The organism is Pseudonocardia sp. Cha107L01 (assembly GCF_052566575.1).
Window position 1 is genome coordinate 4,657,547 of the sequence record NZ_CP199579.1, and the last position, 22,705, is coordinate 4,680,251.

General features: G+C 72.7%; 19 protein-coding genes. 11 read left to right on the top strand and 8 right to left on the bottom strand.

What is annotated here, in order from left to right; genetic code table 11:
* The first annotated feature begins 178 nt into the window (after positions 1-178).
* From ACTXG6_RS21945 to ACTXG6_RS21965, 5 genes are read left to right on the top strand one after another with little or no spacing between them, the layout of a single operon-like run.
* Positions 179-1,657, top strand: coding sequence for an extracellular solute-binding protein (locus ACTXG6_RS21945; protein ID WP_445189673.1), 1,479 nt, complete (start codon positions 179-181; stop codon positions 1,655-1,657).
* The gene (locus ACTXG6_RS21950; RefSeq protein WP_445189674.1) at positions 1,654-2,574 is read left to right on the top strand and encodes a carbohydrate ABC transporter permease; all 921 of its coding nucleotides are present in this window, start codon (positions 1,654-1,656) and stop codon (positions 2,572-2,574) included. Before ACTXG6_RS21945 ends, ACTXG6_RS21950 begins: the two co-directional genes overlap by 4 nt.
* Positions 2,571-3,488 carry a carbohydrate ABC transporter permease gene (locus ACTXG6_RS21955; protein ID WP_445189675.1) on the top strand — a complete coding sequence of 306 codons (918 nt, stop codon included), beginning with the start codon at positions 2,571-2,573 and terminating at the stop codon, positions 3,486-3,488. The genes ACTXG6_RS21950 and ACTXG6_RS21955 overlap by 4 nt, the downstream gene beginning before the upstream one ends.
* Complete coding sequence (locus ACTXG6_RS21960) at positions 3,485-4,513, top strand: NAD(P)-dependent alcohol dehydrogenase (RefSeq protein ID WP_445189676.1); 1,029 nt, start codon at positions 3,485-3,487, stop codon at positions 4,511-4,513. The genes ACTXG6_RS21955 and ACTXG6_RS21960 overlap by 4 nt, the downstream gene beginning before the upstream one ends.
* A gap of 52 nt (positions 4,514-4,565) precedes the next feature.
* Positions 4,566-5,372 (top strand): DeoR/GlpR family DNA-binding transcription regulator, encoded by an 807-nt coding sequence (locus ACTXG6_RS21965; protein ID WP_445189677.1) that lies wholly within the window; start codon positions 4,566-4,568, stop codon positions 5,370-5,372.
* A 4-nt stretch (positions 5,373-5,376) separates the two neighbouring features.
* On the opposite strand, the gene ACTXG6_RS21970 is transcribed toward ACTXG6_RS21965, so the two are convergent.
* The 3 genes from ACTXG6_RS21970 to ACTXG6_RS21980 are packed head-to-tail and all read right to left on the bottom strand — an operon-like array spanning position 5,377 to position 7,751.
* Positions 5,377-6,138: a 2-keto-4-pentenoate hydratase gene (locus tag ACTXG6_RS21970; protein ID WP_445189678.1), complete on the bottom strand. Its 762-nt coding sequence runs from the start codon at positions 6,136-6,138 to the stop codon at positions 5,377-5,379.
* Positions 6,138-6,959, bottom strand: coding sequence for a 2-keto-4-pentenoate hydratase (locus ACTXG6_RS21975; RefSeq protein ID WP_445189679.1), 822 nt, complete (start codon positions 6,957-6,959; stop codon positions 6,138-6,140). Before ACTXG6_RS21975 ends, ACTXG6_RS21970 begins: the two co-directional genes overlap by 1 nt.
* A 3-nt stretch (positions 6,960-6,962) precedes the next feature.
* Entirely contained in the window at positions 6,963-7,751 is a 789-nt protein-coding gene (locus ACTXG6_RS21980; RefSeq protein WP_445189680.1) for an IclR family transcriptional regulator, read from the bottom strand.
* Between the two features lie 172 nt (positions 7,752-7,923).
* On the opposite strand from ACTXG6_RS21980, the gene ACTXG6_RS21985 reads away from it, so the two are divergent.
* Positions 7,924-11,499, top strand: a complete 3,576-nt coding sequence (locus ACTXG6_RS21985) for an indolepyruvate ferredoxin oxidoreductase family protein (protein WP_445189681.1) — start codon at positions 7,924-7,926, stop codon at positions 11,497-11,499.
* A gap of 132 nt (positions 11,500-11,631) precedes the next feature.
* Here ACTXG6_RS21985 and ACTXG6_RS21990 read toward each other — a convergent pair whose 3' ends face one another.
* The gene (locus tag ACTXG6_RS21990) at positions 11,632-12,060 is read right to left on the bottom strand and encodes a DUF6069 family protein (protein ID WP_445189682.1); all 429 of its coding nucleotides are present in this window, start codon (positions 12,058-12,060) and stop codon (positions 11,632-11,634) included.
* Between the two features lie 203 nt (positions 12,061-12,263).
* Here ACTXG6_RS21990 and ACTXG6_RS21995 point away from each other — a divergent pair, with 203 nt between their 5' ends.
* The gene (locus tag ACTXG6_RS21995; protein WP_445189683.1) at positions 12,264-13,010 is read left to right on the top strand and encodes a TetR/AcrR family transcriptional regulator; all 747 of its coding nucleotides are present in this window, start codon (positions 12,264-12,266) and stop codon (positions 13,008-13,010) included.
* A gap of 16 nt (positions 13,011-13,026) precedes the next feature.
* On the opposite strand, the gene ACTXG6_RS22000 is transcribed toward ACTXG6_RS21995, so the two are convergent.
* Entirely contained in the window at positions 13,027-13,950 is a 924-nt protein-coding gene (locus ACTXG6_RS22000) for a proline dehydrogenase family protein (protein ID WP_445189684.1), read from the bottom strand.
* Positions 13,951-13,955: 5 nt separating this feature from the next.
* Positions 13,956-15,590 (bottom strand): L-glutamate gamma-semialdehyde dehydrogenase, encoded by a 1,635-nt coding sequence (gene pruA, locus ACTXG6_RS22005; RefSeq protein ID WP_445189685.1) that lies wholly within the window; start codon positions 15,588-15,590, stop codon positions 13,956-13,958.
* Positions 15,591-15,746: 156 nt separating this feature from the next.
* On the opposite strand from pruA, the gene ACTXG6_RS22010 reads away from it, so the two are divergent.
* Complete coding sequence (locus ACTXG6_RS22010) at positions 15,747-17,423, top strand: PucR family transcriptional regulator (protein WP_445189686.1); 1,677 nt, start codon at positions 15,747-15,749, stop codon at positions 17,421-17,423.
* A gap of 188 nt (positions 17,424-17,611) precedes the next feature.
* Positions 17,612-18,709 carry a DUF4192 domain-containing protein gene (locus ACTXG6_RS22015; RefSeq protein WP_445189687.1) on the top strand — a complete coding sequence of 366 codons (1,098 nt, stop codon included), beginning with the start codon at positions 17,612-17,614 and terminating at the stop codon, positions 18,707-18,709.
* Positions 18,710-18,726: 17 nt separating this feature from the next.
* On the opposite strand, the gene galE is transcribed toward ACTXG6_RS22015, so the two are convergent.
* On the bottom strand, positions 18,727-19,698 hold the full coding sequence (gene galE / locus ACTXG6_RS22020; RefSeq protein ID WP_445189688.1) for a UDP-glucose 4-epimerase GalE: 972 nt from the start codon (positions 19,696-19,698) through the stop codon (positions 18,727-18,729).
* Positions 19,699-19,812: 114 nt separating this feature from the next.
* Positions 19,813-20,532: an iron dependent repressor, metal binding and dimerization domain protein gene (locus ACTXG6_RS22025; protein WP_445189689.1), complete on the bottom strand. Its 720-nt coding sequence runs from the start codon at positions 20,530-20,532 to the stop codon at positions 19,813-19,815.
* Positions 20,533-20,645: 113 nt separating this feature from the next.
* Between ACTXG6_RS22025 and ACTXG6_RS22030 the strand changes: the two genes are divergently transcribed.
* Positions 20,646-21,515: a sulfurtransferase gene (locus ACTXG6_RS22030; protein ID WP_445189690.1), complete on the top strand. Its 870-nt coding sequence runs from the start codon at positions 20,646-20,648 to the stop codon at positions 21,513-21,515.
* A 19-nt stretch (positions 21,516-21,534) separates the two neighbouring features.
* Positions 21,535-22,704 carry an acetoin utilization protein AcuC gene (locus ACTXG6_RS22035; RefSeq protein WP_445189691.1) on the top strand — a complete coding sequence of 390 codons (1,170 nt, stop codon included), beginning with the start codon at positions 21,535-21,537 and terminating at the stop codon, positions 22,702-22,704.
* Position 22,705 lies beyond the last annotated feature (1 nt).

Consider the following 22,705-nt stretch of genomic DNA (forward strand, 5'->3'; position numbering starts at 1 on the left):
CTCCCGGGACAGTGGAACAGCCACGCCCGCATGGTGGAGGGCCGGGCCCTAGCCGACGCGAGCGTGACTGTGATGTCAGATGGTAAGTCACCCATGAATTCCTCACAATTATTGATTGATCCGGGGGTTGGTGTTAGACATTCAGGGCCGTGACCAGCGAATGCTCCCTGGAGGGCCGATGATCACTCCCCGAGCCGCGAGCGGTGTCAGCCGGCGGGGTTTCCTGGGTGGCGCGTTGGGCGGTGCCGCGGCACTGGCCGCCACCGGTCTGCTCAGTGGTTGCGGCGGATCCGGGTCCGGCGTGTCGCGGCACCTCGACGCCGGAATGTGGCGGCAGTACGCCGGATCGACGCTGAACTTCATCTCGGAGAACACCGCGCCGACCGCCGCGATCGCCGCGAACGTGACGCCGTTCACCGAGCTGACCGGCATCAACCTCAACATCGTCACCCTGGAGCTGTCCGCGCTCGTCCAGAAGGTGGCCCTGGACCTCGCCTCCGGCCACTCCACCTACCAGGCGATCTACGCCGACCCCTACCAGGTGCTCGCCCCGTACTCGAAGGGGCTGGTGGACCTGCGGGAGCTGATGGCCGACCGGTCGCTGCCCCAGGTCCCGCTCGGGGTGGGCGACTTCATCCCCACCCACCTGGAGGCGGCCGGCAAGTTCGTCTCGCCGGACACGATCTTCGCGCTGCCCTACGACTGCCCGACGCTGATCTGGCAGTACCGCCGCGACCTGTTCGAGAAGTACCACGACCGGATGGCGCACGACCTCGGCTTCGACCCGATGCCCGGCGACACGAGCACCTGGGACCAGTACTACGCGATCGCCCGCTGGTTCAACGACAACGCCCGCGACGACGTGCCCTACGGCACCGGGCACCAGGCCAAGCAGCACGACTCGCTGATGAACGACTTCTCGAACGTGCTGTGGGCCCACGGCGGCGACTACTTCGACAACGGCGGGCAGGTGGGTGGCCTCGGCACGGTCGACCCGGGCCCGTGCCGCCTGGACAGCCCCGCCGCGATCGAGGCGGCGAACTTCTACTCGAAGCTGCTGTCCATCGCCCACCCCGGTTCGCTCACCTGGGACTGGGACGGCCTCGGCAACGCCTTCGCCGCCGGGCAGGTGGCCATGTGCCCCAACTGGCACGAGTACGCGGCGACCAACGAGTCGAAGCTGCCCGGCAAGGTCGACTACGCGCCGATGCCCCGGGGGCCGGTGCGCTCGGCGAACATGTACGGCGGCACCGGGCTGGGCATCAGCGCCAGCACCACCGACGACGAGCGCCGTGCCGCCTGGCTGTTCGCGGTGTGGGCGACCTCGCCGGAGATCGAGCTGGCCAACCTCAAGAGCAAGGCCGGCGGCGGCACCCCCACCCGCACCTCGGTGTACCAGCTGCCCGAGGTCGCCGCGGCCGAGCACCGGCCCTCGTCGATGCCGAACATCCTCACCGCGCCGGCGGTGAGCAAGGCCTGGCGACCGGAGAACATCGGGCTGCGCCCCAAGATCCCGATGTGGAACGAGTGCGACACGGCGATCTTCACCCAGCTGTCCCGGATGCTCGTCGGTGACTCCCGCCCGGACGAGGCGATGCGCGCCACCACCGACCAGATCAACCGGATCGTCTCCCGGGGATGGGTGGCCTCGTCATGACCACGACCGCGCCGGTGCGGCCCGCGTCCGCCGACACCGCACCACCCCGGCGCCGCTGGCTGAGGTTCGAGGGCCGGTTGTTGGCGCCGGGCATCCTGCTGCTCGCACCGCTGTCGCTGCTGCCGTTCGTGTTCATCGTGGCGATGAGCCTGTCCCGGGTGCACCTGCTGGGCGGGGTCCGGTTCGACTTCGCCGGGCTGACCAACTGGGTGCGGGTGTTCACCGATCCCGACATCGGGCTGGCCTGGGTGCGCTCGCTCGTCTACTTCGTGCTCACGGTGGGCATCGAGATGCTGCTCGGCGTGGTGTTCGCGCTGTGCCTGTGGCGGCTGCTGCGCGGTCGCAACACGGTGCTGAGCCTGCTGCTGCTGCCGATGTTCGTCGCACCGGTGTTCGTCGGGCTGCTCGGGCGCTTCCTCACCGACTCCACGTTCGGCCTGTACGCCTGGGTGCTGCGCCACCTCGGCATCGAGACCGACGTGCTGGGCTCGCAGGGCACCGCCTTCGCCGCGGTGGTGCTGATGGACGTCTGGGAGTGGACACCGCTGATCACGATGATCGCGCTGGCCGGGCTTTCCTCGGTGCCGCTGGCGATCCGCGAGGCGGCCGCACTGGACGGCACCAGCGGCTGGCAGCTGCTGCGGTACGTGGTGCTGCCGTCCATCTCCAGCGTGCTGCTCGTGGCGCTGCTGATCCGCTCGATGGACGCGATCCGCTACTTCGACATCATCTGGGTCACCACGAACGGTGGCCCGGCGGACGCGACGAAGATCGTCCCGGTGCGGCTGTACGAGGTCGCGTTCCGCTTCTTCGACCTCGGCTACGCCGCCGCGATCGGGTTGCTCATGCTGGTGGTGTCGATCGTCATCGCCAGGGCGTTCGTCCGGTTGCTCGACCAGAAGGGGCTGGCCCGATGACACCCTCGACGGCACCCGAGACCGCCGTGCCCGGCACCGAGGCTCCCCGGCACTCGCCCGCGCTGGCGGCGGCCACCCCACTGGACCGGGGCACGCCCCGCTCCCGCACCGCGAACAAGGTCATCCTGGCCGTCGGGCTGCTGTGGACGCTGGTCCCGCTGGTGTGGATGCTGCTGTCCTCGTTCAAGTCGAAGACCGACGTCACCGCGCCGACCCCGACGCTGTTCTTCACCCCGACCCAGGACAACTACGTCGGCCTGTTCACCGGCGCCAACAACCTGACCCCGTACCTGGTGCACAGCGTGCTCGCCGCCGGCTTCTCGGCGATCCTCGCGGTCGTACTCGGCGCGCTCGCCGGCTACGGTCTCGCGCACACCCGGATGCGGGGCAAGAAGCACCTGTCCTTCTGGATCATCTCGACCCGGATGGCACCGATCGCGGCGGTCGTGCTGCCGCTGTTCATGATCTTCCGGGGACTCGGCCTGATCGACTCCATCCCGGGGCTGATCCTGGCGTACCTGACCTTCGACCTGCCGTTCGCGATCTGGCTGATGAGCGCGTTCTTCGCCGACCTGCCGCCCTCGCTGGAGGAGTCCGCGCTGGTCGCCGGGTGCAGCCGCTGGCAGGCCTACTGGCACGTGGTGCTGCCGCTGACCCGTTCGGGCCTGGTCACCACGTTCGTCCTGTGCCTGGTGTTCGCCTGGAACGACTACGCGTTCGCGCTGGTGTTCAGCGGGCCGAGCTCGCAGACCCTTCCGATGGCGGCTAGCCAACTGGTCACCCAGACCGGTATCGACTGGGGTCAGCTCTGTGCGATCGGGGTGTTCGTGGTGGTTCCGATGATGCTGGCCGGACTGGCCGTACGCCGGTGGCTGGTCACCGGCCTGACCCTGGGGGCGGTGACCGGCGAATGACGGACTCGATGCGCGCGGCCGTGCTGCGCAACGTGCGGGACGTGGTGACCGAGGAGCGCCCGATGCCGGTGCCCGGGCCGCGCGAGGTGCTCGTGCGGGTCAGCTCGGTGGGGGTCTGCGGATCGGACGTGCACTACTTCGAGCACGGCCGGATCGGCGACTTCGTGGTGAACGCCCCCCTGGTGCTGGGCCACGAGGCGTCCGGCGAGGTCGTCGCCGTCGGTTCGGACACCACCCACGGCCTGCTCGGCAAGCGGGTCTCGCTGGAGCCCGGGGTGCCCGACCTGACCTGCGAGCAGTGCCGGGCCGGCCGCTACAACCTGTGCCCGAACGTCCAGTTCTTCGCCACGCCGCCGGTGGACGGGGCGTTCTGCGAGTACGTCACGATCCTGGAGGAGTTCGCCTACCCGGTCCCGGACACCATCGACGACGACGCCGCCGCGCTGCTGGAGCCGCTGTCGGTGGGCATCTGGGCCTGCCGCAAGGGCGAGGTCACCGCCGGGTCCCGGGTGTTGGTCACCGGTGCCGGGCCGATCGGGCTGATGGCCGCCGAGGTGGCCAGGGCGTTCGGCGCCGCCGAGGTGGTGGTCACCGACGTCAACGCCTACCGGCTCGCGCTGGCCGCCGACCTCGGCGCGACCGGCATCATCGACGTCGGCCGGGACAGCCTGGAGGACTCCGGCTTCGAGCCCGACGTGCTGCTGGAGTGCTCGGGCAACGCCGGCGCCACGGTGGCCGGCATCCGCAGTGTCACCCGGGGCGGGCACGTGGTGCTGGTCGGCATGGGCGGCGGTGCGCTGCCGCTGCCGGTGTCCGACATCCAGACCCGCGAGCTGCGGCTGACCGGCACCTTCCGCTACGCCAACACCTGGCCGTCCGCGATCGCGCTGACCAGCTCGGGTGCCGTCGACCTCAACCGGCTGGTGACCGGCCACCACGGGCTCGACGACGTGACGGGCGCGCTGACCGGCGCGGCCAAGGACGACCACGTGATCAAGGCCGTCGTGACCCCCTGGGCGGACTAGCCCCGGGTCAGCCGGTCCAGCCGTGGCTTTCCCGTCAGCGCAAGGAGACAGCATGGGGCGCGCGCGCCCACCGGACGCGGTTGTCGCCGCGCGCCGCGAACGCATCATGGAGCGTGTCGGCGCGGCGGGCGAGGTGTCCATCGCCGACCTGGCCGACGAGCTCGGCGTCAGCCTGATGACCGTGCACCGCGACCTCGACGAGCTCGCCGGGCGGAGCCTGCTGCGCAAGCTGCGCGGCCGGGCCAGCGCGCTGCACTCGATGCACGCCGAGTTCGCCATCCAGTTCCGCCGGCGCAGCATGGTGGCGGAGAAGGAGGCGATCGCGGCGGCAGCCATCGAGCTGGTCGGCTCCGGCTCGACGATCCTGCTGGACGACTCCACGTCCTGCCTACCGCTGGCGGCGAAGCTCGCCGACCGCGCCCCGCTGACCGTGATCACCAACTTCCTCGAGGTGGCCAGGGTCATCGGCGGCGCCGAGGGCATCGAGGTCCTGCTCCTCGGCGGTGAGTACTCGGCGGACTTCGACGCGGTGTTCGGCCACGACGTGCACCAGGGGCTCAGGGGCATCCACGCGGACTACTTCTTCTGTTCCGCGCCGGCGGTCACCGCCGGCGCGCTCTACCACCCGGTGCGGCGCTCGGGCAGCATCAAGCGCTCGATGCTCGAGGCGTCGGCGCGGCACGTGCTGCTCGCCGACCACACCAAGTTCGGCCGCACCGCCCCGTTCGTGGTCGCGCACGCCAGGGACTTCGACGTGCTGGTCACCGACGAGAACGCGCCGGAGGAGGAGCTCACGGTGTGGAGCACGGAGGGCGCGACCGTCACGATCGCACCCTCCGCCGACTCCGCACCCGTCTAGCAACTCAGCGGCAGCTCAGCTCGACGGTGCCGAGGCGGTCCACCGAGGCGACCACCACGTCACCGGGCGCGACCGGCACCGCGGCGGTCAGCCCGCCGGACAGCACCACCTCGCCGGCGCGCAGCCCCTCGCCCTCGGCGGCCAGGGCCCGGACCAGCCAGGCCACCGCGGCGGCCGGGTGCCCCAGCGTCGCGGAGCCGGACGCGGTGGCCACCACCTCGCCGTTGCGCTCCAGCACCACGCCGACCAGGCGCAGGTCGATCCCGGCCGGGGGCACCGGGGCGCCGATCAGGTAGCGCCCGGCGGAGGTGTTGTCGGCGACCACGTCGGCCATGGTGAACCGGTAGTCCCGATACCGGGAGTCCAGGATCTCCACGCCGACGGCCACCCCGGCGGTCGCGCGGAGCACATCGGTGGCGGTGACGTGCGGGCCGGCAAGGTCGCTGCCCAGGGTGAACACGATCTCCGGTTCGGCGCGCGGCTGGATCAGCTCGCCGGTGTTCAGCGGGGCGCCGAGATCGAGGGCGTTGCCGGCGGCCAGGAAGCCGTAGATCGGGGCGCTCACCCCGACCTGGGCCTGCTTGGCCCGCGAGGTCACCCCGAGCTTCCAGCCGGACAGCGGGCCGGCCTGCTCCCGCAGCGCGCGCTGTACCGCGTAGCCGGTGGCCAGGTCCAGGTCCGGTGCCTCGTCGGAGAGCTGGTCGATCGCGGTGCGGTCGGCGACCGCCTTGCTCAGCCGGGCCGCCAGTTCGGTCACGTTCGCCATCAGGACCCCTCCGCCGCCGCACTCGTGGTACCGCTGCCCCCGACCACCCGGACGGTGACCGGACCCAACCGGTCGAACTCGGCGCGGAACACGTCACCCGAGTTCATCGGCACCGCCGAGTGCAGCGCCCCGGTCATCACCAGGTGCCCGGGTTCGAGCGCCACGCCGTTCTCGCCGAGCACGTTCGCCAGCCAGGCCACCACGGCCACCGGGTCGCCCAGCGCGGCCGCGCCGGCCCCGGTGTCGATCAGCTCGCCGTTGCGGGTGAGCGTCATCCCGATCAGCCGGGTGTCCAGGCCCTCGAGCGGTACCAGCCGGCTGGCCGTCGCGACCGCGCCGTTGGAGGCCAGGTCGGCGACGGTGTCCGCGAGCTTGATCCGCCAGTCCTCGATCCGCGAGTCCACGATCTCCATCGCGGCCGCCGCACCGGCGATGGCCTGCCGCGCCTCGATCGGGGTGACCCCCGGGCCGGCGAGCCGGGACCCGAGCACGAACACGATCTCGGCCTCGATCTTCGGCGCGATGAAGCGGTCCAGCGGGATCGCGTCGCCGTCGCCGTACACCGTGGACGCGAGCACCGGGCCGTAGTCCGGCGAGTCGACCCCGATCATGCGCTGCATCGGCTTGGAGGTCAGGCCGACCTTGTAGCCGATGATCCGGTCGCCGTCGGCCAGCAGCAGCGGCACCAGCTCGCGCTGGATCGCGTAGCCGTCGGCCATGCCCAGGGTGGGGTCGGCGTCGGTGAACGGTGGGATCGGCACCCTGGTTCGCCGGGCTTCGTACAGCGCGCGGGCCTTTCCGGGCGCGTCGGTCACGGGCATCGGTCAGCTCTCCTTACGGTGGGCGTGTTCGGGGGCCCAACCCAGCCGGCGCGAGACAGCCGCGGCGGCTTCGGTGACAGTTTGGGCCAGGCGGCGCCTCGGCACCCCTCGAAACCGGCTGACCGAGGCGTTCACGCTGAGCGCGGCGACCACGCTCCCGTTGAGGTCCCGGACCGGTGCGGCGAGCGAGGCCGTCCCGACCTGCCGCTCGTTGATCGCCTCGGCCCAGCCCCTGGCGCGGACCGTTTTCAGTTCGCCGCGCAGCTGCACCGGGTCGGTGATGGTGTGCCGGGTCAGCGGTGTCAGGCGGACCCGGGCCAGGTAGTCGGCCCGCTCCGGGTCGCTCCGGAAGGCCAGCAGCACCTTGCCCGAGCTGGTGCAGTACAGCGGTGCCCGGCGCCCCGGTTCGCCCAGCAGCCGCAGCGTGTGCGCGCTGTCCAGCCGCTCGACGTAGATCACGTCGTCGCCGTGGGCCACGCCCAGCTGCACGCTCTCCCCGGTCTCCTCGCGCAGCTGCAGCAGCACGGTGGCGGCGGCGCCGTGCAGGTCCATGTGCAGCCGGACCGCCTCGCCGAGCTCGAACATCACGATGCCCAGCCGGTACCGGCCGGTACGGGCGTCCTGCTCGACCAGACCCTCGCCGAGCAGCGTGGTCAGCAGCCGGTGCACGCTGCTCTTGCCGAGCCCGAGCCGCCGGGACAACTCGGCGACGCCGAGCTCTTCCTCCCTGGTCAGGAAGGCCTTGAGTAGCCGGGCGGCATTGCGCACGGTGGACAGCGTCGCGTCAGACATCACCGGCCGCCCGTCATGTTCTGATATCCGGAACGCTCATCGTCCCTCCGGGAAGCTAGGTCGGACATCGCGGAGCCGTCAAGCGCTGTCGGTGCGGGCTCGGCCGGTGTGGGGCAGAGTAGGTCCATACCCGCCGGGCGTTCGGCGGGCGGAGCGATCACAGGAGTGCCCGGTGACCCTGCAGTCCGAAACGGCCGGCTCAGCGACCCCGGTGGAGTTCTCGCTGGCGCAGCGGTACCGCGCCGGAGCCGGGCCGGTGCTGCTCACCGGCGTGCAGGCGATCGGCCGAATGTTGGTCGAGCAGCACGCCGCCGACGCCCGCGCCGGCCTGAACACCGCCTCGTTCGTCTCCGGTTACCAGGGCAGCCCGCTCGGTGTCCTGGACAAGGCACTGACGAGTGCGCCCGAGCTGGTCGAAACGGCCGGGCTGAAGTTCGTCCCCGCGGTGAACGAGGAGCTGGCCGCGACGGCGATCTGGGGCAGCCAGGTGGCGGTGCCCGGCCGGCGCCGCGGCGTGGACGGCGCCGTCGGGCTCTGGTACGGCAAGGCGCCCGGGGTGGACCGGGCCGGCGACCCGATGCGGCACGGCAACATCTGCGGCGCCGACCCGCGCGGCGGTGTGCTGGTGCTCGCCGGCGACGACCCGGCCTGCAAGTCCTCCACGATCCCGTGCATCAGCGAGCGGGCGCTGGCCGGCTTCGGGCTGCCGGTGCTGTTCCCGGGCAGCGCGGAGGAGATCGTCCGGCTGGGCCGCTACGGCGTGGCACTGTCGCGGGCCTCCGGCCTGTGGGTCGGCATGAAGATCGTGGCCGACGTGGCGGACGGTGTGTGGACGGTGGACGGCTCGGTGTCCGACGTGCCGATCACGGTGCCCGAGCTGGAGTGGGAGGGCCGGCCGTGGCGCTACGTGCAGGTCCCGATGCTGCTGCCACCCGCGTCGATGCACGCCGAGGAGCAGCTCTACGGCCCCCGCTGGGCGATGCTGCACGAGTTCCTGGCGGCCAACCCGGTCAACACCGTCGAGGTGGACACCCCGGATGCCTGGTTGGGCATCGTCGCCGCCGGCAAGGCGTTCCAGGACGTCCGCCAGGCGCTGCGCGACCTCGGGCTGGACGACGACGCGCTGCGCCGTTCCGGTATCCGGCTGCTGCGCCTCGGCATGATCCACCCCATCCAGCGGGACCTGGTGCGGCGCTTCGCCGAAGGCCTGGACACGGTGCTGGTGGTCGAGGAGAAGACGCCGTTCGTCGAGGCGGCGATCCGGGACGCGCTGTACCGGCTACCGGGCGCACCCGAGGTGATCGGCTCGGCGGACGCGGCCGGCGCCCCACTGGTGCCGGTGGCCGGCGAGATCACCGCCGGCGCGTTGGCCGGTCCGCTGCGCCGGGTGCTGCGGGTCCGCCCCGAGGTCGCCGAGCGGCTGGCACCACCGGACCTGGCATCCCGCCCGATGCTCGAGCTGCTGCCGGTGAGCCGCACGCCGTACTTCTGCTCGGGCTGCCCGCACAGCCGCTCCACCCTGCTGCCGGAGGGCTCGGTGGCCGGCGGCGGCATCGGCTGCCACGCGATGGTGGCGTTGGCCGGCCGACCGGGCACCGAGGTGAGCTCGCTGACCCAGATGGGCGGTGAGGGCGCCCAGTGGATCGGCCAGTCCGCGCTGCTGGACGGCTCAGCTGGCCCGCCGCACATGTTCCAGAACATCGGCGACGGCACCTTCGCGCACTCCGGCCAGCTGGCCGTGCAGGCCTGTATCGCCGCCGGGGTGTCGATCACCTACAAGATCCTCTACAACCGGGCCGTCGCGATGACCGGCGGGCAGGACGCCGAGGGCGGCCTCGAGGTACCCGCGCTGACCCGCAAGTTGGCCGCCGAGGGCGTCGTCAAGATCATCGTGTGCGCGGACGAGCCGGAGCGGTACAAGGCGATGGAGCCGCTCGCCGCCGGCACCCAGCTGTGGCACCGGGACCGGCTGGACGAGGCGCAACGCGAGCTGGCGGCGGTGTCCGGGGTGTCCGTGTTGATCTACGACCAGCGCTGCGCCGCCGAGTCCCGCCGGCTGCGCAAGCGGGGTACCATCCCGATCCGGCCGACCAGAGTGGTGATCAACGAGGCGGTCTGCGAGGGCTGCGGCGACTGCGGGGTCAAGAGCAACTGCCTGTCCGTGCAGCCGGTGGACACCGAGTACGGCCGCAAGACCCGGATCGACCAGACGTCGTGCAACACCGACTACAGCTGCCTGCGCGGCGACTGCCCGTCGTTCGTCACGGTGCAGGTCCCGTCCGGGCGGCCACCCACCCCCCGCCGCGCACCGCGCAGCCGCCCGGAGCCCCCCGAGGTGCCCGAGGTGACCGGGCGGGCGGCGCAGCTGTCCCGGGTCGGCACGGTGGACGTGTTCCTGGCCGGCATCGGGGGCACCGGCATCGTCACGGTGAACCAGGTGCTGGGCAGCGCCGCCGTGCGGGACGGGCTGGCCGTGCACGGGGTGGACCAGACGGGGATGTCGCAGAAGGCCGGCCCGGTGACCTCCCACCTGCGGGTGGCCGCCGACGCCGCCGAGCTGGCCCCGGCGAACCGGGTCGGGTCCGGGCGGGCGCACTGCTACCTGGCGTTCGACGCTCTCGTCGGCGCCGACGCGAAGAACCTCTCCTACACCAGCCCGGAGACGACCACCGCCGTCGTCTCCACCACCGAGGTGCCCACCGGCGCCATGGTGCGGGACGCCTCGGTGCTGGCGCCCGGCGGCGACACCCTGCTCGGCCGCATCGCCGGCAGCGTGCGCGAGCTGGTGTCGCTGGACGCCTCGGCCGCCGCGCTGGCACTCTTCGGCGACTCGATGCCGGCGACGTTCCTGCTGGTCGGAGCCGCTTACCAGAGCGGCGCGCTGCCGTTCTCGGCGGCCGCGATCGAGTGGTCGATCGAGCTGAACGGAGTCGCGGTGGCCGCCAACACCGCCGCGTTCCGGTGGGGGCGGGTCGCGGTCGCCGACCCGTCGGCATTCGCCTCGGCGACCGCCACCGAAGGGACCGGCTCGGAAGGTTCCGGCTCAGCCTCCGGGGTCGGTGACACGCCAGCCGCCCCGGCCGGGCCACCCGAGCTGCCGGCCGGGCTGGACCTGGGCGAGCTGGCCGGGGAGACCCGCCGGCTGGCCGCCGTCCGGGCCGCGCAGCTGGTCGGCTTCCAGAGCGTGGCGACCGCGCGCCGCTACCTGGGTGTGGTCCGGGCCGCCTGGCGCGCCGAGCGGGCCCTGTCCCTGCCGGGGGAGGGTACGGCCTACAGCGAGGCGGTGGCGCGGGGGCTGCACCGGCTGACCGCCTACAAGGACGAGTACGAGGTGGCCCGGCTGCTCACCGATCCGGAGTTCGAGCGGCGGTTGGCCGCCGAGGTGCCGGGTGGGACGAAGCTGCGCTACCGGCTGCACCCGCCGGTGCTGCGCGCCATGGGCCGGGACAAGAAGATCGCGTTCGGGCCGTGGCTGCGCCCGGTGCTGCGCGGGTTGGCGCGGGGCAAACGGCTGCGCGGAACCCCGCTGGACCCGTTCGGCCGTACCGAGGTGCGCCGGTTGGAGCGGGAGCTGCGGGACTCGTACACCGCGATGATCACCCGGCTGACCGGGGCGCTGACCGCCGGGAACTACGACACCGCGGTAGCCGCCGCCGAGGCCGCCGACCTGGTGCGCGGCTACGAAGGCGTCAAGGCCGCCAACGTGGAGCGCTACCGGGCGCGGCTGGCCGAGCTGGGCGTCGGCTAGGTCGGCCCGGGCCGACCTAGTCTGGCAGTGCCGGCCTGGTCAGGCCGGCACTGCTAGGACCGACGGCACCGGCCGGGACCTCGGCGCCGGTCACCATCCGGTCAGCACCGCCCTCGGCCCGACGGGCACTGTTCAGCGGGCGGTCCGGGTCCGGCGGAACGCCGGGACCAGGACCGCGGCGACCGCGAGGTGCAGCACGGTCAGCGCGACCCGGGTCGCGGTGCTGGCGCCCTCGAGGAAGATCGGCACGATGGACAGCAGGGCCACCGCCACGGCCAGGCCGGTCCAGATGGCGACGGCCCGGCCGGTGAAGCGCTCCAGCAGCGCCAGCGTGCCCCAGCCGAGCAGCCCGAAGATCGCCGTGAAGATCACCGCGACCGGCAAGGTCACCACGCCGGTGCCCGTCGAGTCGGTGAGTACAAAATCCGCGCCCAGCAGGCTGGCGATGCCCCAGAGCACGGCGTTGAGCGCCATGGCACCGACAACGGCGGTGCCCCGCGCGATCCGGCGCTGGGCGGCGGCCGAGCGGGTGGTCCCGGGGGATGAGGTGGCGGCGGTCATGGTGTCCTCCGTTGAGTTGGTCCGTTGCTGTCACGTCGAGTGGTGGAGCCTGGAATCGACATGCCCGGAGAAGCGTTCCTGAACTGTGTCTCAGGGACACTGTGTATGATAGACACAGTTTTTCGGCTCTGACAACGGCGAAACTGCCGCGGCGACACTGCTCTGAAGAAGCTGCTCTGACGAAATCTGGGATGTGACGGCGGATGGTCCAGGCGGGTACCGGCGAGATCGATGCGGACCAGGGCACAGTCGCCCTGTTGTGGGGGTTGCGCGAGCCGCCCCGCCGGGGACCGCGGCCAGGGCTCACCGTCGAGCAGATCGCCCTGGCGGCGATGCGGATCGCGGACGCCGACGGACTGGACGCCCTGTCCATGCAGCGCATCGCCGCCGCGCTGGGCGTCACCAAGATGGCGCTGTACCGCTACGTGGCCGGCAAGTCCGACCTGGCGGCCATCATGATCGAGGCCGCCGTCGGCGAGCCGCCTGATCTGAGCGGCGTGCCGGGTGGCTGGCGCGCGCGGTTGGAGGAGTTCGTCTCGCTGCTGGTCGAGACGTGGCGGCTGCATCCCTGGTTGCCCTGGGCGACCGTCGGTGACCGGGTGATGGGGCCGCGCGAGCTGGGCTGGGTGGAGAGCGCGGTCAGCGCGCTGGACGGCACGCCGTTGGACGGCACCGAGCGGCTGGACGCGGTGTTCGTGCTGTTCGGGCACATCCGCACCACCCAGTCCCTGTCCACCGCGGGCACCCAGCCCTGGACGGACGACAAACGGGTCACGCGCCAGCTGCTCGCCGCGCACCGGGAGCGCTACCCGGCGCTCACCCAGGTGTTGTCCGCCGAGGGTTCGCTGGGGGGCTCGGCGGACAACGGCCGCGAGTTCGGGCTGCGCCGGCTGTTCGACGGCCTGGAACAGCTCGTCGACCAGCGCGGCGGCACCGCGCCGGTCGAGTAAGCCGGTCGGCGCCCGGTCAGTGGCGGCTGGTGACCGAGCGGAGGAAGAACATCATGTTGGCCGGGCGTTCGCCGAGCCGCCGCATGAAGTACGGGAACCAGGCAGAGCCGTACGGCAGGTACACCCGCACCTGGCGGCCCCGGGCGGCCAGCTCGCGCTGCGCCTCCGGGCGGACCCCGTAGAGCATCTGGAACTCGAACCCGGTCGCGTCCCGCCCGGTGCTGTCGGCGAGCTCGTCGGCGTAGCTGATCAGCGCCGGGTCGTGGGTGGCCACCATCGGGTAGCCCTGCCCGCCCATCAGCACACGCAGGCACCGCCGGTAGGACTCGTCCACCTCGGCGCGCTCCCGGAACGCCACCGAGGCCGGCTCGTCGTAGGCGCCCTTGCACAATCGCACCCGCGAGCCCGGCCCGGCCAGCGACGCGCAGTCCGCCTCGGTACGGCGCAGGTAGGCCTGCAGGACGGCGCCGGTGCCGGGCCAGTCCCGGCGCAGTGCGCGGACCGTCTCCAGGGTGGCGTCGGTGGTGGTGTGGTCCTCCATGTCCACCGTCACCGTGGTGCCCACCGCGGCCGCCCGGGCACAGATCCGGGCCGCGTTGTCGGTGGCCAACGTCGGACCGCCCGGCAGCGCCTGCCCGAGCGCGGAGAGCTTGACCGAGACCTCGACCCGGGCGGCAAGGCCCTCGGCGCCGAGCCGGTCGAGCAGCCCCAGGTACGCCTCGGTGGTGGCGGCGGCCTGGCCGGGGTCCTCGGTGTTCTCGCCGAGGTGGTCCACCGACACGAGCCGGTCGCCGACCAGCGTCCGGACCGAGGTCAGCGCCGCGTCCAGGTCGGCACCGGCGACGAACCGGTCGACCAGCGGCCGGGCCAGGGCGGAGTGCTCGGCGGCCGAGCGCAGCACCGGTGAGCGGGCCGCGGAGAGCAGTGCCGATCGAAGCATGTCACTCACCCCTGGTGCGGGTAGCCGGAGGACACCGGCGGGTTGAGGTTCTCCTTGATCGAGCGCGGGCTGGTCCAACGCAGCAGGTTGAAGATCGAGCCGGCCTTGTCGTTGGTGCCCGAGCCGCGCGCGCCGCCGAACGGCTGCTGGCCGACCACCGCGCCGGTGGGCCGGTCGTTGATGTAGAAGTTGCCGGCGGTGAACCGCAACGCCTCGCTCGCCTTGGTGATCGCGGCCCGGTCGGTGCCGATGACCGCGCCGGTCAGCCCGTACGCGGAGCCCCGGTCCACGGTGCCCAGTACCCGCTCGAACGCGGTGGCGTCGCTGTCGTCGTAGACGTGCACCGCGAGCAGCGGGCCGAAGTACTCGGTGCGGAACACGTCGTGCTCCGGGTCGGTGCCCTGCACCAGGGTGGGCTGCACGAAGTAGCCCTCGGAGTCGTCAGCGCCGCCGCCGGCCAGTACCTCGAGGCTCGGGTCGGCCGCCGCCCGCTCGAGCGCGCCGCCCAGGCGGTCGAAGGCCCGCTTGTCGATCACCGCGCCGGTGAAGTTGCCCAGGTCGGCCACGTCACCCACCCGCAGCGAGGCCACCTCGTCGACCAGGTCGTCGCGCAGCCGCCGCCACACGGAACGGGGCACGAAGGCCCGGGAGGCCGCCGAGCACTTCTGCCCGGAGTATTCGTAGGCGCCCCGGACCAGCGCGGTACGCAGTACGTCGATCTCGGCCGACGGGTGCGCCACCACGAAGTCCTTGCCGCCGGTCTCGCCGACCAGCCTGGGGTAGCCCCGGTACTGCCCGATGTGCGCGCCGACCTGGCCCCACAGGTGCTGGAAGGTGGCGGTGGAACCGGTGAAGTGGATGCCGGCCAAGTGCTCGTCGGCGAGCAGCACCTCCGACAGCGCCCGGCCGTCCCCGGTCACCATGTTGATCACGCCTGGCGGCATGCCGGCCTGCTCCAGCAGTCGCATGGTGTACCACGCGGACAGGGTCTGGGTCGGCGACGGCTTCCAGATCACCGTGTTGCCCATCAGCGCCGGCGCGGTCGGCAGGTTGCCGGCGATGGCGGTGAAGTTGAACGGGGTGATCGCGTAGACGAAGCCCTCCAGCGGGCGGTGGTCCATCCGGTTCCACACGCCGGGGGAGGACTCCGGCTGCTCGGCCAGGATGCGCCGGGCGAAGTGCACGTTGAACCGCCAGAAGTCGGCCAGCTCGCACGCGGAGTCGACCTCGGCCTGGATCGCCGTCTTGGACTGGCCGAGCATGGTGGCCGCGTTGAGGGTGTCGCGCCACGGCCCGGCGAGCAGGTCGGCGGCGCGCAGCAGCACCGAGGCCCTGGCCTCGAAGGGCAGCTCCCGCCACGGCGCGGCGGCCCGCAGCGCCGCCTCGGTGGCGGCCTTCGCGTCGTCGGCGGTGGCGGTGCCGAAGGTGCCGAGCACGTGCGCGTGCCGGTGCGGGGCCACCACGTCGACGGCGGCGCCGCCGCCGAGCCGCTGCTCGCCGTCGATGGTCTGGGTGAGCTCGTGGCGCTGTCCGGCCAGCTCAGCGAGCCGCGCGGTCAGGCTGGCCCGCTCGGTCGAGCCGGGGGCGTAGTCGTGCACCGGCTCGTTGCGGGGCGTCGGGGTCGTGGCGATCGAGTCCACGTCGGTACACCTCCCGGGTGCGGTTGATGCTGGAAACGGTAGCCCCGCGAGACCTACCGGCATCTGGCCAACTGGCTATAGTCGGGATCACAATCTTGTCCCATCGGACAATATTGTGGTTGGAGTGACGGGGGCGGAGTGGCAGAAGGTGCCGTCATGCGCGGAACCCCGTTGGACCAGCTGCTGGAGGGGATCGAGGGCGCCCTCGTCGAGCTGCCGGTGGTGCCCGCCGGCGGGCACCCGTCGGTGGTCGGGGTGGCCATCCTGGACCCGGACGACGAGCTCGGTGACCACCACGACCAGCTGGTGCTGGTGATCGGGGTGCGCGGCCGGGCGTCGCTGCCGTTCCTGCGGGCGGCGGCGCGCAGCGGTGCGGTCGCGGTGGCGGTCAAACCGGGCCCGTCCGGGTCGGTGGGCGAGCTGGTGGGGGCCGCGGCGGAGGCCGGGGTGGCGCTGCTCGCGGTCCGCCCACAGGTCCGGTGGGACCAGCTGGGCGCGCTGCTGCGGGAACGGCTGGACGCGGCGGAGCTGGTCGCCGACCGGTCCCCGGACGCCTCGGGCACCCCGGGGGACGACCTGTTCGCGCTGGCCGAGGCGACCGCGCTGGTCACCGGCGGGATCGTGGACATCGAGGACCACGGGAACCGGGTGCTGGCCTACTCCCGCTCCGACGACGCGGTGGACGAGCTGCGCAGGCTGTCCATCCTGGGCTGGCAGGGCCCGGAGACGTACATGAAGATGCTGCGCGACTGGGGCGTGCTGGACCGGTTGCGCGACGGTGAGCGGGTCGTCCGGGTCGACGCCCGCCCCGAGCTGGGCGTCCGGGCCCGGCTGGCGGTCGGCATCCGGGCGGGACAGCGCTATCTGGGCACCATCTGGGTCCAGCAGCGGTTCTCCCCGGCGGTCGTGCCGTTCGCCGAGCGCGCCGAGGAGGCACTGGTCGGCGCGGCCCGCCTCGCCGCCGCCGAGATACTGCGCCGCCGCACCGGGGCCGGGCCGGTGTCGAGCGGGACGCAGCTGACCGAGCTGCTCACCGGCCCCGCCAACACCGACCTGGTGGCAGGGCGGCTGGGACTGGACCCGGCGGCCGCCGTACTGGTGGTCGGCTTCGGCGGGTCGGTCGAGCTGGATGCGCCGGCCCGGGCGCTGCATGCCGACCAGGTGCGCGGGGTGGTCTCGGTCTACGCCACCGCCTACCACCGGTCGGCGCTGGTCGGCGTGGTCTCAGACCGGGTCTACGCGGTGCTCTCCGGGGTGCCCCGGGGCCGTATCGAACCGGCGCTGATGTCCTGGGTGCGCGACGCCGCGGCCGTGGCGCGGGACCGCACCGGCCAACCGTGGCGGGCCGGTGTGGGTTCGCCGGTGACCACGCTGGCCGACCTGCCGGACGCCCGCGCCGAGGCCGACCGGGTGCTCGACGCGCTGTCCAGGCCGCCCTCGGTGCGCGGTTCGCGGGTATCCGGGCCGGCGGTGGCCACGATCTCCGAGCTGCGTGCGGAGATGCTGCTCGGCGAGGTGCACGGGGTGCTGGGGGAGCACCCCGAGCTGCGCCATCCCGGTGTCGCGGCGCTGGTCGAGCACGACGAACAGCGCGGTGGCGAGCTGGTCACCTCGCTGCTGGCCTACCTGGACGCGCTCGGCGACGTCCGGTCGGCGGCGGCCACCCTGCACGTGCACCCGAACACGCTGCGGCACCGGTTGCGTCGCGCCCGCGCGGTGTCGCGGATCGAGCTGGACGACCCGACGGAGCGGCTGTCCTGCCATCTGCAGCTGGTGCTGGTCGGCCGGGAGACCCGGTCACCCCGGTCACCCCGGCGGTCCGCTCGACGCTAGCGCCCTGCGTCCCTGCGTCCGGGCCGCGGCGCGGCCATACCCGGGCCGCGGCGCGGCGATACCGCGACGGGCGGACAGTTCCGTGCGCGGCGGCGCGGTTCATCCACAGTTGGCGGCTTCAGCTCGAGTTGTCCACAGCCAGCCCCGCCGAGCCGCCCGGCGCCGGCCTCGCGGCGCACGCTGGGCAGATGAGTTTCGATGCCAGCCAGCCCACCGACCACGAGACCGCGCTGGGGTTGCGTACGCCGGCCGACCTGGTGGCCGCCGTTCCCTACCTGCTCGGCTTCCACCCCGCTGACTCGTTGGTGCTGGTGAGCACCAGGACCGCCGGCCAGCCGGGCGTCGAGTTCACCCTGCGGGTCGACCTGCCGCCGCCGAGGGCGGTCGCCGACCTGGCCCGCGAGCTGGCCGGCGCGGTGCGGGCCCAGCGGTGCGACGAACTGCTGCTCGTCGTGGTCGGTGGTGGTGCCCCGGTGCCGGTGCCCCGGGCGCCGAGGGCCGGTCGCCACGTCGACCCACCCCGCGCCGAGGTGGTGGCCGCGGTGGTCGAGGCCTGCACGAACGCCGGCGTTCTCACCCGCGCGGCGATCTGGGTGGCCGAGGTCGCGGCCGGCACCCCGTGGCGTTGTTACGGGGAGTGCGGGTGCGTGGGTGCCCTGCCGGATCCCACCTGCTCGCCGGCCGCCGCCGCCGCGGTGGCCGCCGGCCAGGTGACCTACGCGGACCGGGCCGAGTTGGAACAGGTGGTCGCGCCGGCCCCGAGGCCGGTCCTACGGCGTCGCTCGGCCCTGCTGAACCGGCGTCTCGACGAGCTCTGCGAGGCCGGTGAGCCGATCCCGCCGAGCGGCCCCGAGGTGGTTCTCGCGTTGGAGCGCTGGATCGACCTGGCATCGGGCGACGGGCCGCGGTTGTCCGACGAGGACGTGGTGGACCTGTGTCTGGCGCTGAGTGACCCGCTGGTCCGGGATGCCGCGTTCGGCTTCGCCTTCGACTCCCGGGCGGCCGGCGCCGAGCGGCTGTGGAGCACCCTGGTGACCGAGGCGCCGGCCCCGGAGTCGGCGGAGGCAGCGGTGCTGCTCGCGCACAGTGCGCTGATGCGGGGGGACGGGGCACTGGCCGGCATCGCGCTGGCCCGCGCGCAGGAGATCTGGCCCGGGCACCGGCTCAGCGCGATGATCCGGTCCGCGCTGGAGGCCGGCATCGGCCCGGACCGGCTGCGCGACTGGTTCGTCGAGGGCAGCCAGCGTGCCACCGAGCTGTTGGAGCGCCGGGCGGAGCAGTGGTGAGCCGGCGGTCCGGTGGGTCAGCCGGCGTCCGGGGTCAGGTAGCGCTGGGTGAACCGCCAGGCGTCGGTGACGATCCGGTTCAGGTCGGTGCGGGTGGGCCGCCAGCCGAGTTCGTCGCGGGCCCGCTCGCTGGAGGCGATCAGCACCGCCGGGTCGCCGGGTCGCCTCGGGGCAACCTGGGTGGGCAGCGGGTGGCCGGTCACCGCGCGGCAGGCGTCGATCACCTCGCGCACCGAGAAGCCGGTGCCGCTGCCGAGGTTGTAGATCCGGTGCTGCTTCGGGACGGCGTGCTCGAGAGCCAGCAGGTGTGCCTCGGCCAGATCGTCGACGTGGATGTAGTCCCGGACGCAGGTGCCGTCCGGTGTCGGCCAGTCCTCGCCGTAGATCTGCACCGATGCCCGGCGCCCGGTGGCCACCTGCAGCACGATCGGGATCAGGTGCGTCTCCACGGCGTGCCGCTCGCCGAACCGGTCGTGCGCACCGGCCACGTTGAAGTAGCGCAGGCTGACCCCGGCCAGCCCGTGGGCGCCGGCGTAGGAGGTGATCGCGTGGTCGATCGCGAGCTTGGTGGCGCCGTAGGTGTTCGTCGGGCGGGTCGCGGTGTCCTCGGTGACCGGCACCTGTTCCGGCTCGCCGTAGGTGGCGGCGGTGGAGGAGAACACCAGGCGCGGGGTGCCGTGCGCGCGGATGGCCTCGAGCAGTCGGAACGTGGTCACCACGTTGCCCTGCCAGTACAGCTCCGGGTGCTCCATCGACTCGCCCACCAGCGATTTCGCCGCCAGGTGGAGTACGCCGTCCATTCCCTCGGCGAGGATGGGCTCGGCCGCATCGGCCACGTCGCCCTCGACGAACCGGCAACCGTCCGGGACGGCGTCGCGGTGGCCGGTGGACAGGTCGTCCAGCACCACCACGTCGTGTCCGGCCTCGACCAGGTGCGCCGCGCACACACTGCCGAGGTAGCCGGCCCCGCCGGTCACCAGAACTCGCACGCTGTTCCCCTCGCCGATCGGATCCGCCCCTGGCGCAGCGTCTCATGCCCGGGCGGGGGCACTCCAACGGACCGGCACGGGACTACTCGTCCCTGGCCGGCCCGGAGCGCGGCCTCAGCGAGCGCGCACCAACACCGCGTGCGCCAGCAGCGGCTGCACCCTGGCCTGCTCGCCCTCGGAGTTCACCGGAACCGCGTCGCCGAACCGCGGGATCGCGCTGACCTCGACGTCCTGACCGGGCACGATCCCGGCGCCCTTGAGCTCGGTCATCAGGTCGGAGTCGGCTTGTACGTGCTCCGCGATCCTGCGGACCTCCACAGTGCCGCCACCGCGGCGGGCGAACTCGTCGAGCCGCTGCAGGCCCAGTTCCAGGGTCGGGATCGCGGTCGGTCCGCGCTCCGCCTCGGGAACGGACGAGCTGAGCTCGTCGAGGCCGGGGATCGGGTTTCCGTAGGGCGAAACCGTCGGGTCGCCGAGCAGCCGTACCAGCTTGCGTTCCACGGCATCGCTCATCACGTGTTCCCAGCGGCACGCCTCGGCGTGCACGTGCTCCCACTCCAGGCCGATCACGTCGGTCAGCAGCCGCTCGGCGAGGCGGTGCTTGCGCATCACCGACACCGCCCGGGACCGGCCGGCCTGAGTGAGCTCGAGGTGGCGGTCCCCGGCGACGATCACAAGTCCGTCCCGAGACATCCGGGCGACGGTCTGGCTCACCGTGGGGCCGCTCTGCGCGAGTCGTTCGGCAATGCGCGCCCGCAGCGGGACGATGCCCTCCTCTTCCAACTCGTAGATGGTGCGGAGGTACATCTCGGTAGTGTCAATGAGATCGTTCACAGCTGCCGCCCCTTCTTTCACCACCAATGGTATCCGTTCCGGGGCGGTACGGATTCGGCCGACCCTTCCGGGTTAACCGGTCGCCGGAGTGAGGTAGGAGCAGGATGCACGGCGTGTCGCCCCTGATCTCGCCAGCGGACCTGGCGCAGTTGATGACCGAGTCCGGTACGGAGAGTCCGGTGGTGCTCGATGTGCGGTACCGCATCGGTGGCCCACCGGCTCTGGCCGACTACCGCGCCGGCCATCTGCCCGGTGCCGTGTTCGTTGATATGAACACCGTGTTGGCCGGTCCGCCGGGCACCGCCGGTCGGCATCCGTTGCCCGATCCGGCGCGGTTGGCCGGCGACCTGTCCTCGGCCGGAGTCGGCGACCGGTCGGTCGTGGTCTGCTACGACGACGTGGACGGTTCGGTGGCAGGGCGCGCCTGGTGGCTGCTGCGCTGGCTCGGGTTGGCGGCCGACCGGGTACGGGTGCTCGACGGCGGCTACGCCGGCTGGGTCGCCGAAGGTCTGCCGGTGAGCGCCGACGTGCCCACTCCGGCTCGCGCCGTGCTGACGCCCCGGCCTGGCTCGATGCCGGTGCTGGACGCCGACGGCGCCGCCGACACCGCCCGTCGCGGTCTGTTGCTGGACGCCCGCGCGCCGGCCCGGTACCGGGGTGAGACGGAGCCGATCGATCCGCGCGCCGGGCACGTCCCCGGCGCGCGCAACGCCCCGTTCGCCGAGCACCTGGGCCCGGACGGCCGTTGGCGCGCCCCCGCCGACCTCGCCGAGCACTACCGCGGTCTCGGGGTCGCCGACGCCTCGACGGTGGGCGCGTACTGCGGTTCCGGGGTCACCGCGACCTCCGTGCTGCTCGCCCTGGAGCACTCCGGGCTGCGGTCGCCCGAGCACCCAGCCGCGCTGTACGTCGGGAGCTGGTCGAACTGGAGCGCCGACCCGGGCCGCCCGATCGCGGTCGGCGCCGAGCCGGAGTCGTCGTGAACGCCTACGGTTCGTACTCATGAGCACCTCGCCCGCCGTCGTCTGGACCCCGCGCTACCTCGGTTACCGGCTCAGCGAGACCCACCCGCTGGACCCGATCCGGCTGGACCTGACCATGCGACTGGCCACCGGGCTCGGTGTGCTCGAGGGCATCGACATCCTCACCCCCGAGCCGGCGCCCGACGAGGAGATCGAGCGGATCCACCGGCCGTCCTACCTGGCCGCGGTGAAGACCGCGCCGGAGGCGCCGTTCGACGTCGGCCACGGTCTCGGCACGCCGGACAACCCGATCTTCTTCGGCATGCACGAGGCCAGCGCGTTGGTGTGCGGGGGGTCGCTGCTGGCCGCCAAGCAGATCGCCGACGGGCGGGTCGACCGCGCGGTGAACATCGCCGGCGGGCTGCACCACGCGATGGCGGCGTCAGCGTCCGGCTTCTGCGTCTACAACGACTGCGCGGTGGCCATCTCCTGGCTGCTGGACCACGGCTTCGACCGGATCGCCTACGTGGACGTCGACGTGCACCACGGCGACGGCGTGCAGGCGGCCTTCCAGGACGACCCCAGGGTGCTCACCATCTCGGTCCACCAGCACCCGATGACGCTGTGGCCGGGCACCGGGTGGCCCCGCGAGGTGGGTGCCGGCGCGGCCGAGGGCACCTCGGTCAACCTGGCGCTGCCACCGGGCACCCGCGACGGTTCCTGGTTGCGCGCCTTCCGCGCGGTGGTTCCCTCGCTGCTCGCCGAGTTCCGCCCGTCGCTGCTGGTCACCCAGTGCGGCGTGGACACCCACCACGAGGACCCGCTGGCCGAGCTGAGCCTCACGGTCGACGGCCACCGGGCGATCTACCAGGAGCTGCGCCGGCTGGCCGATGCCACCGCCGGTGGCAAGTGGCTGGCCCTTGGCGGCGGCGGGTACTGCCTGTTCCGGGTGGTGCCCCGGTCCTGGACGCACCTGATCGCCACCGTGCTGGACCGGGACGTGGACGCCGACCGCGGTATCCCCGCCGACTGGGTGGCGCATACCGCCGGGCTCACCGGTCGCCCGCTGCCGACCACGATGGGCGAGAACGCGCCGGTGGACCACCAGCCCTGGGGCACCGGCGGCGACCCGGTGGACGACGCGGTACGGGAGACCAGGCGCGCGGTCTTCCCGCTGCACGGGCTCGACCCCGACGATCCCCGGGACTGAC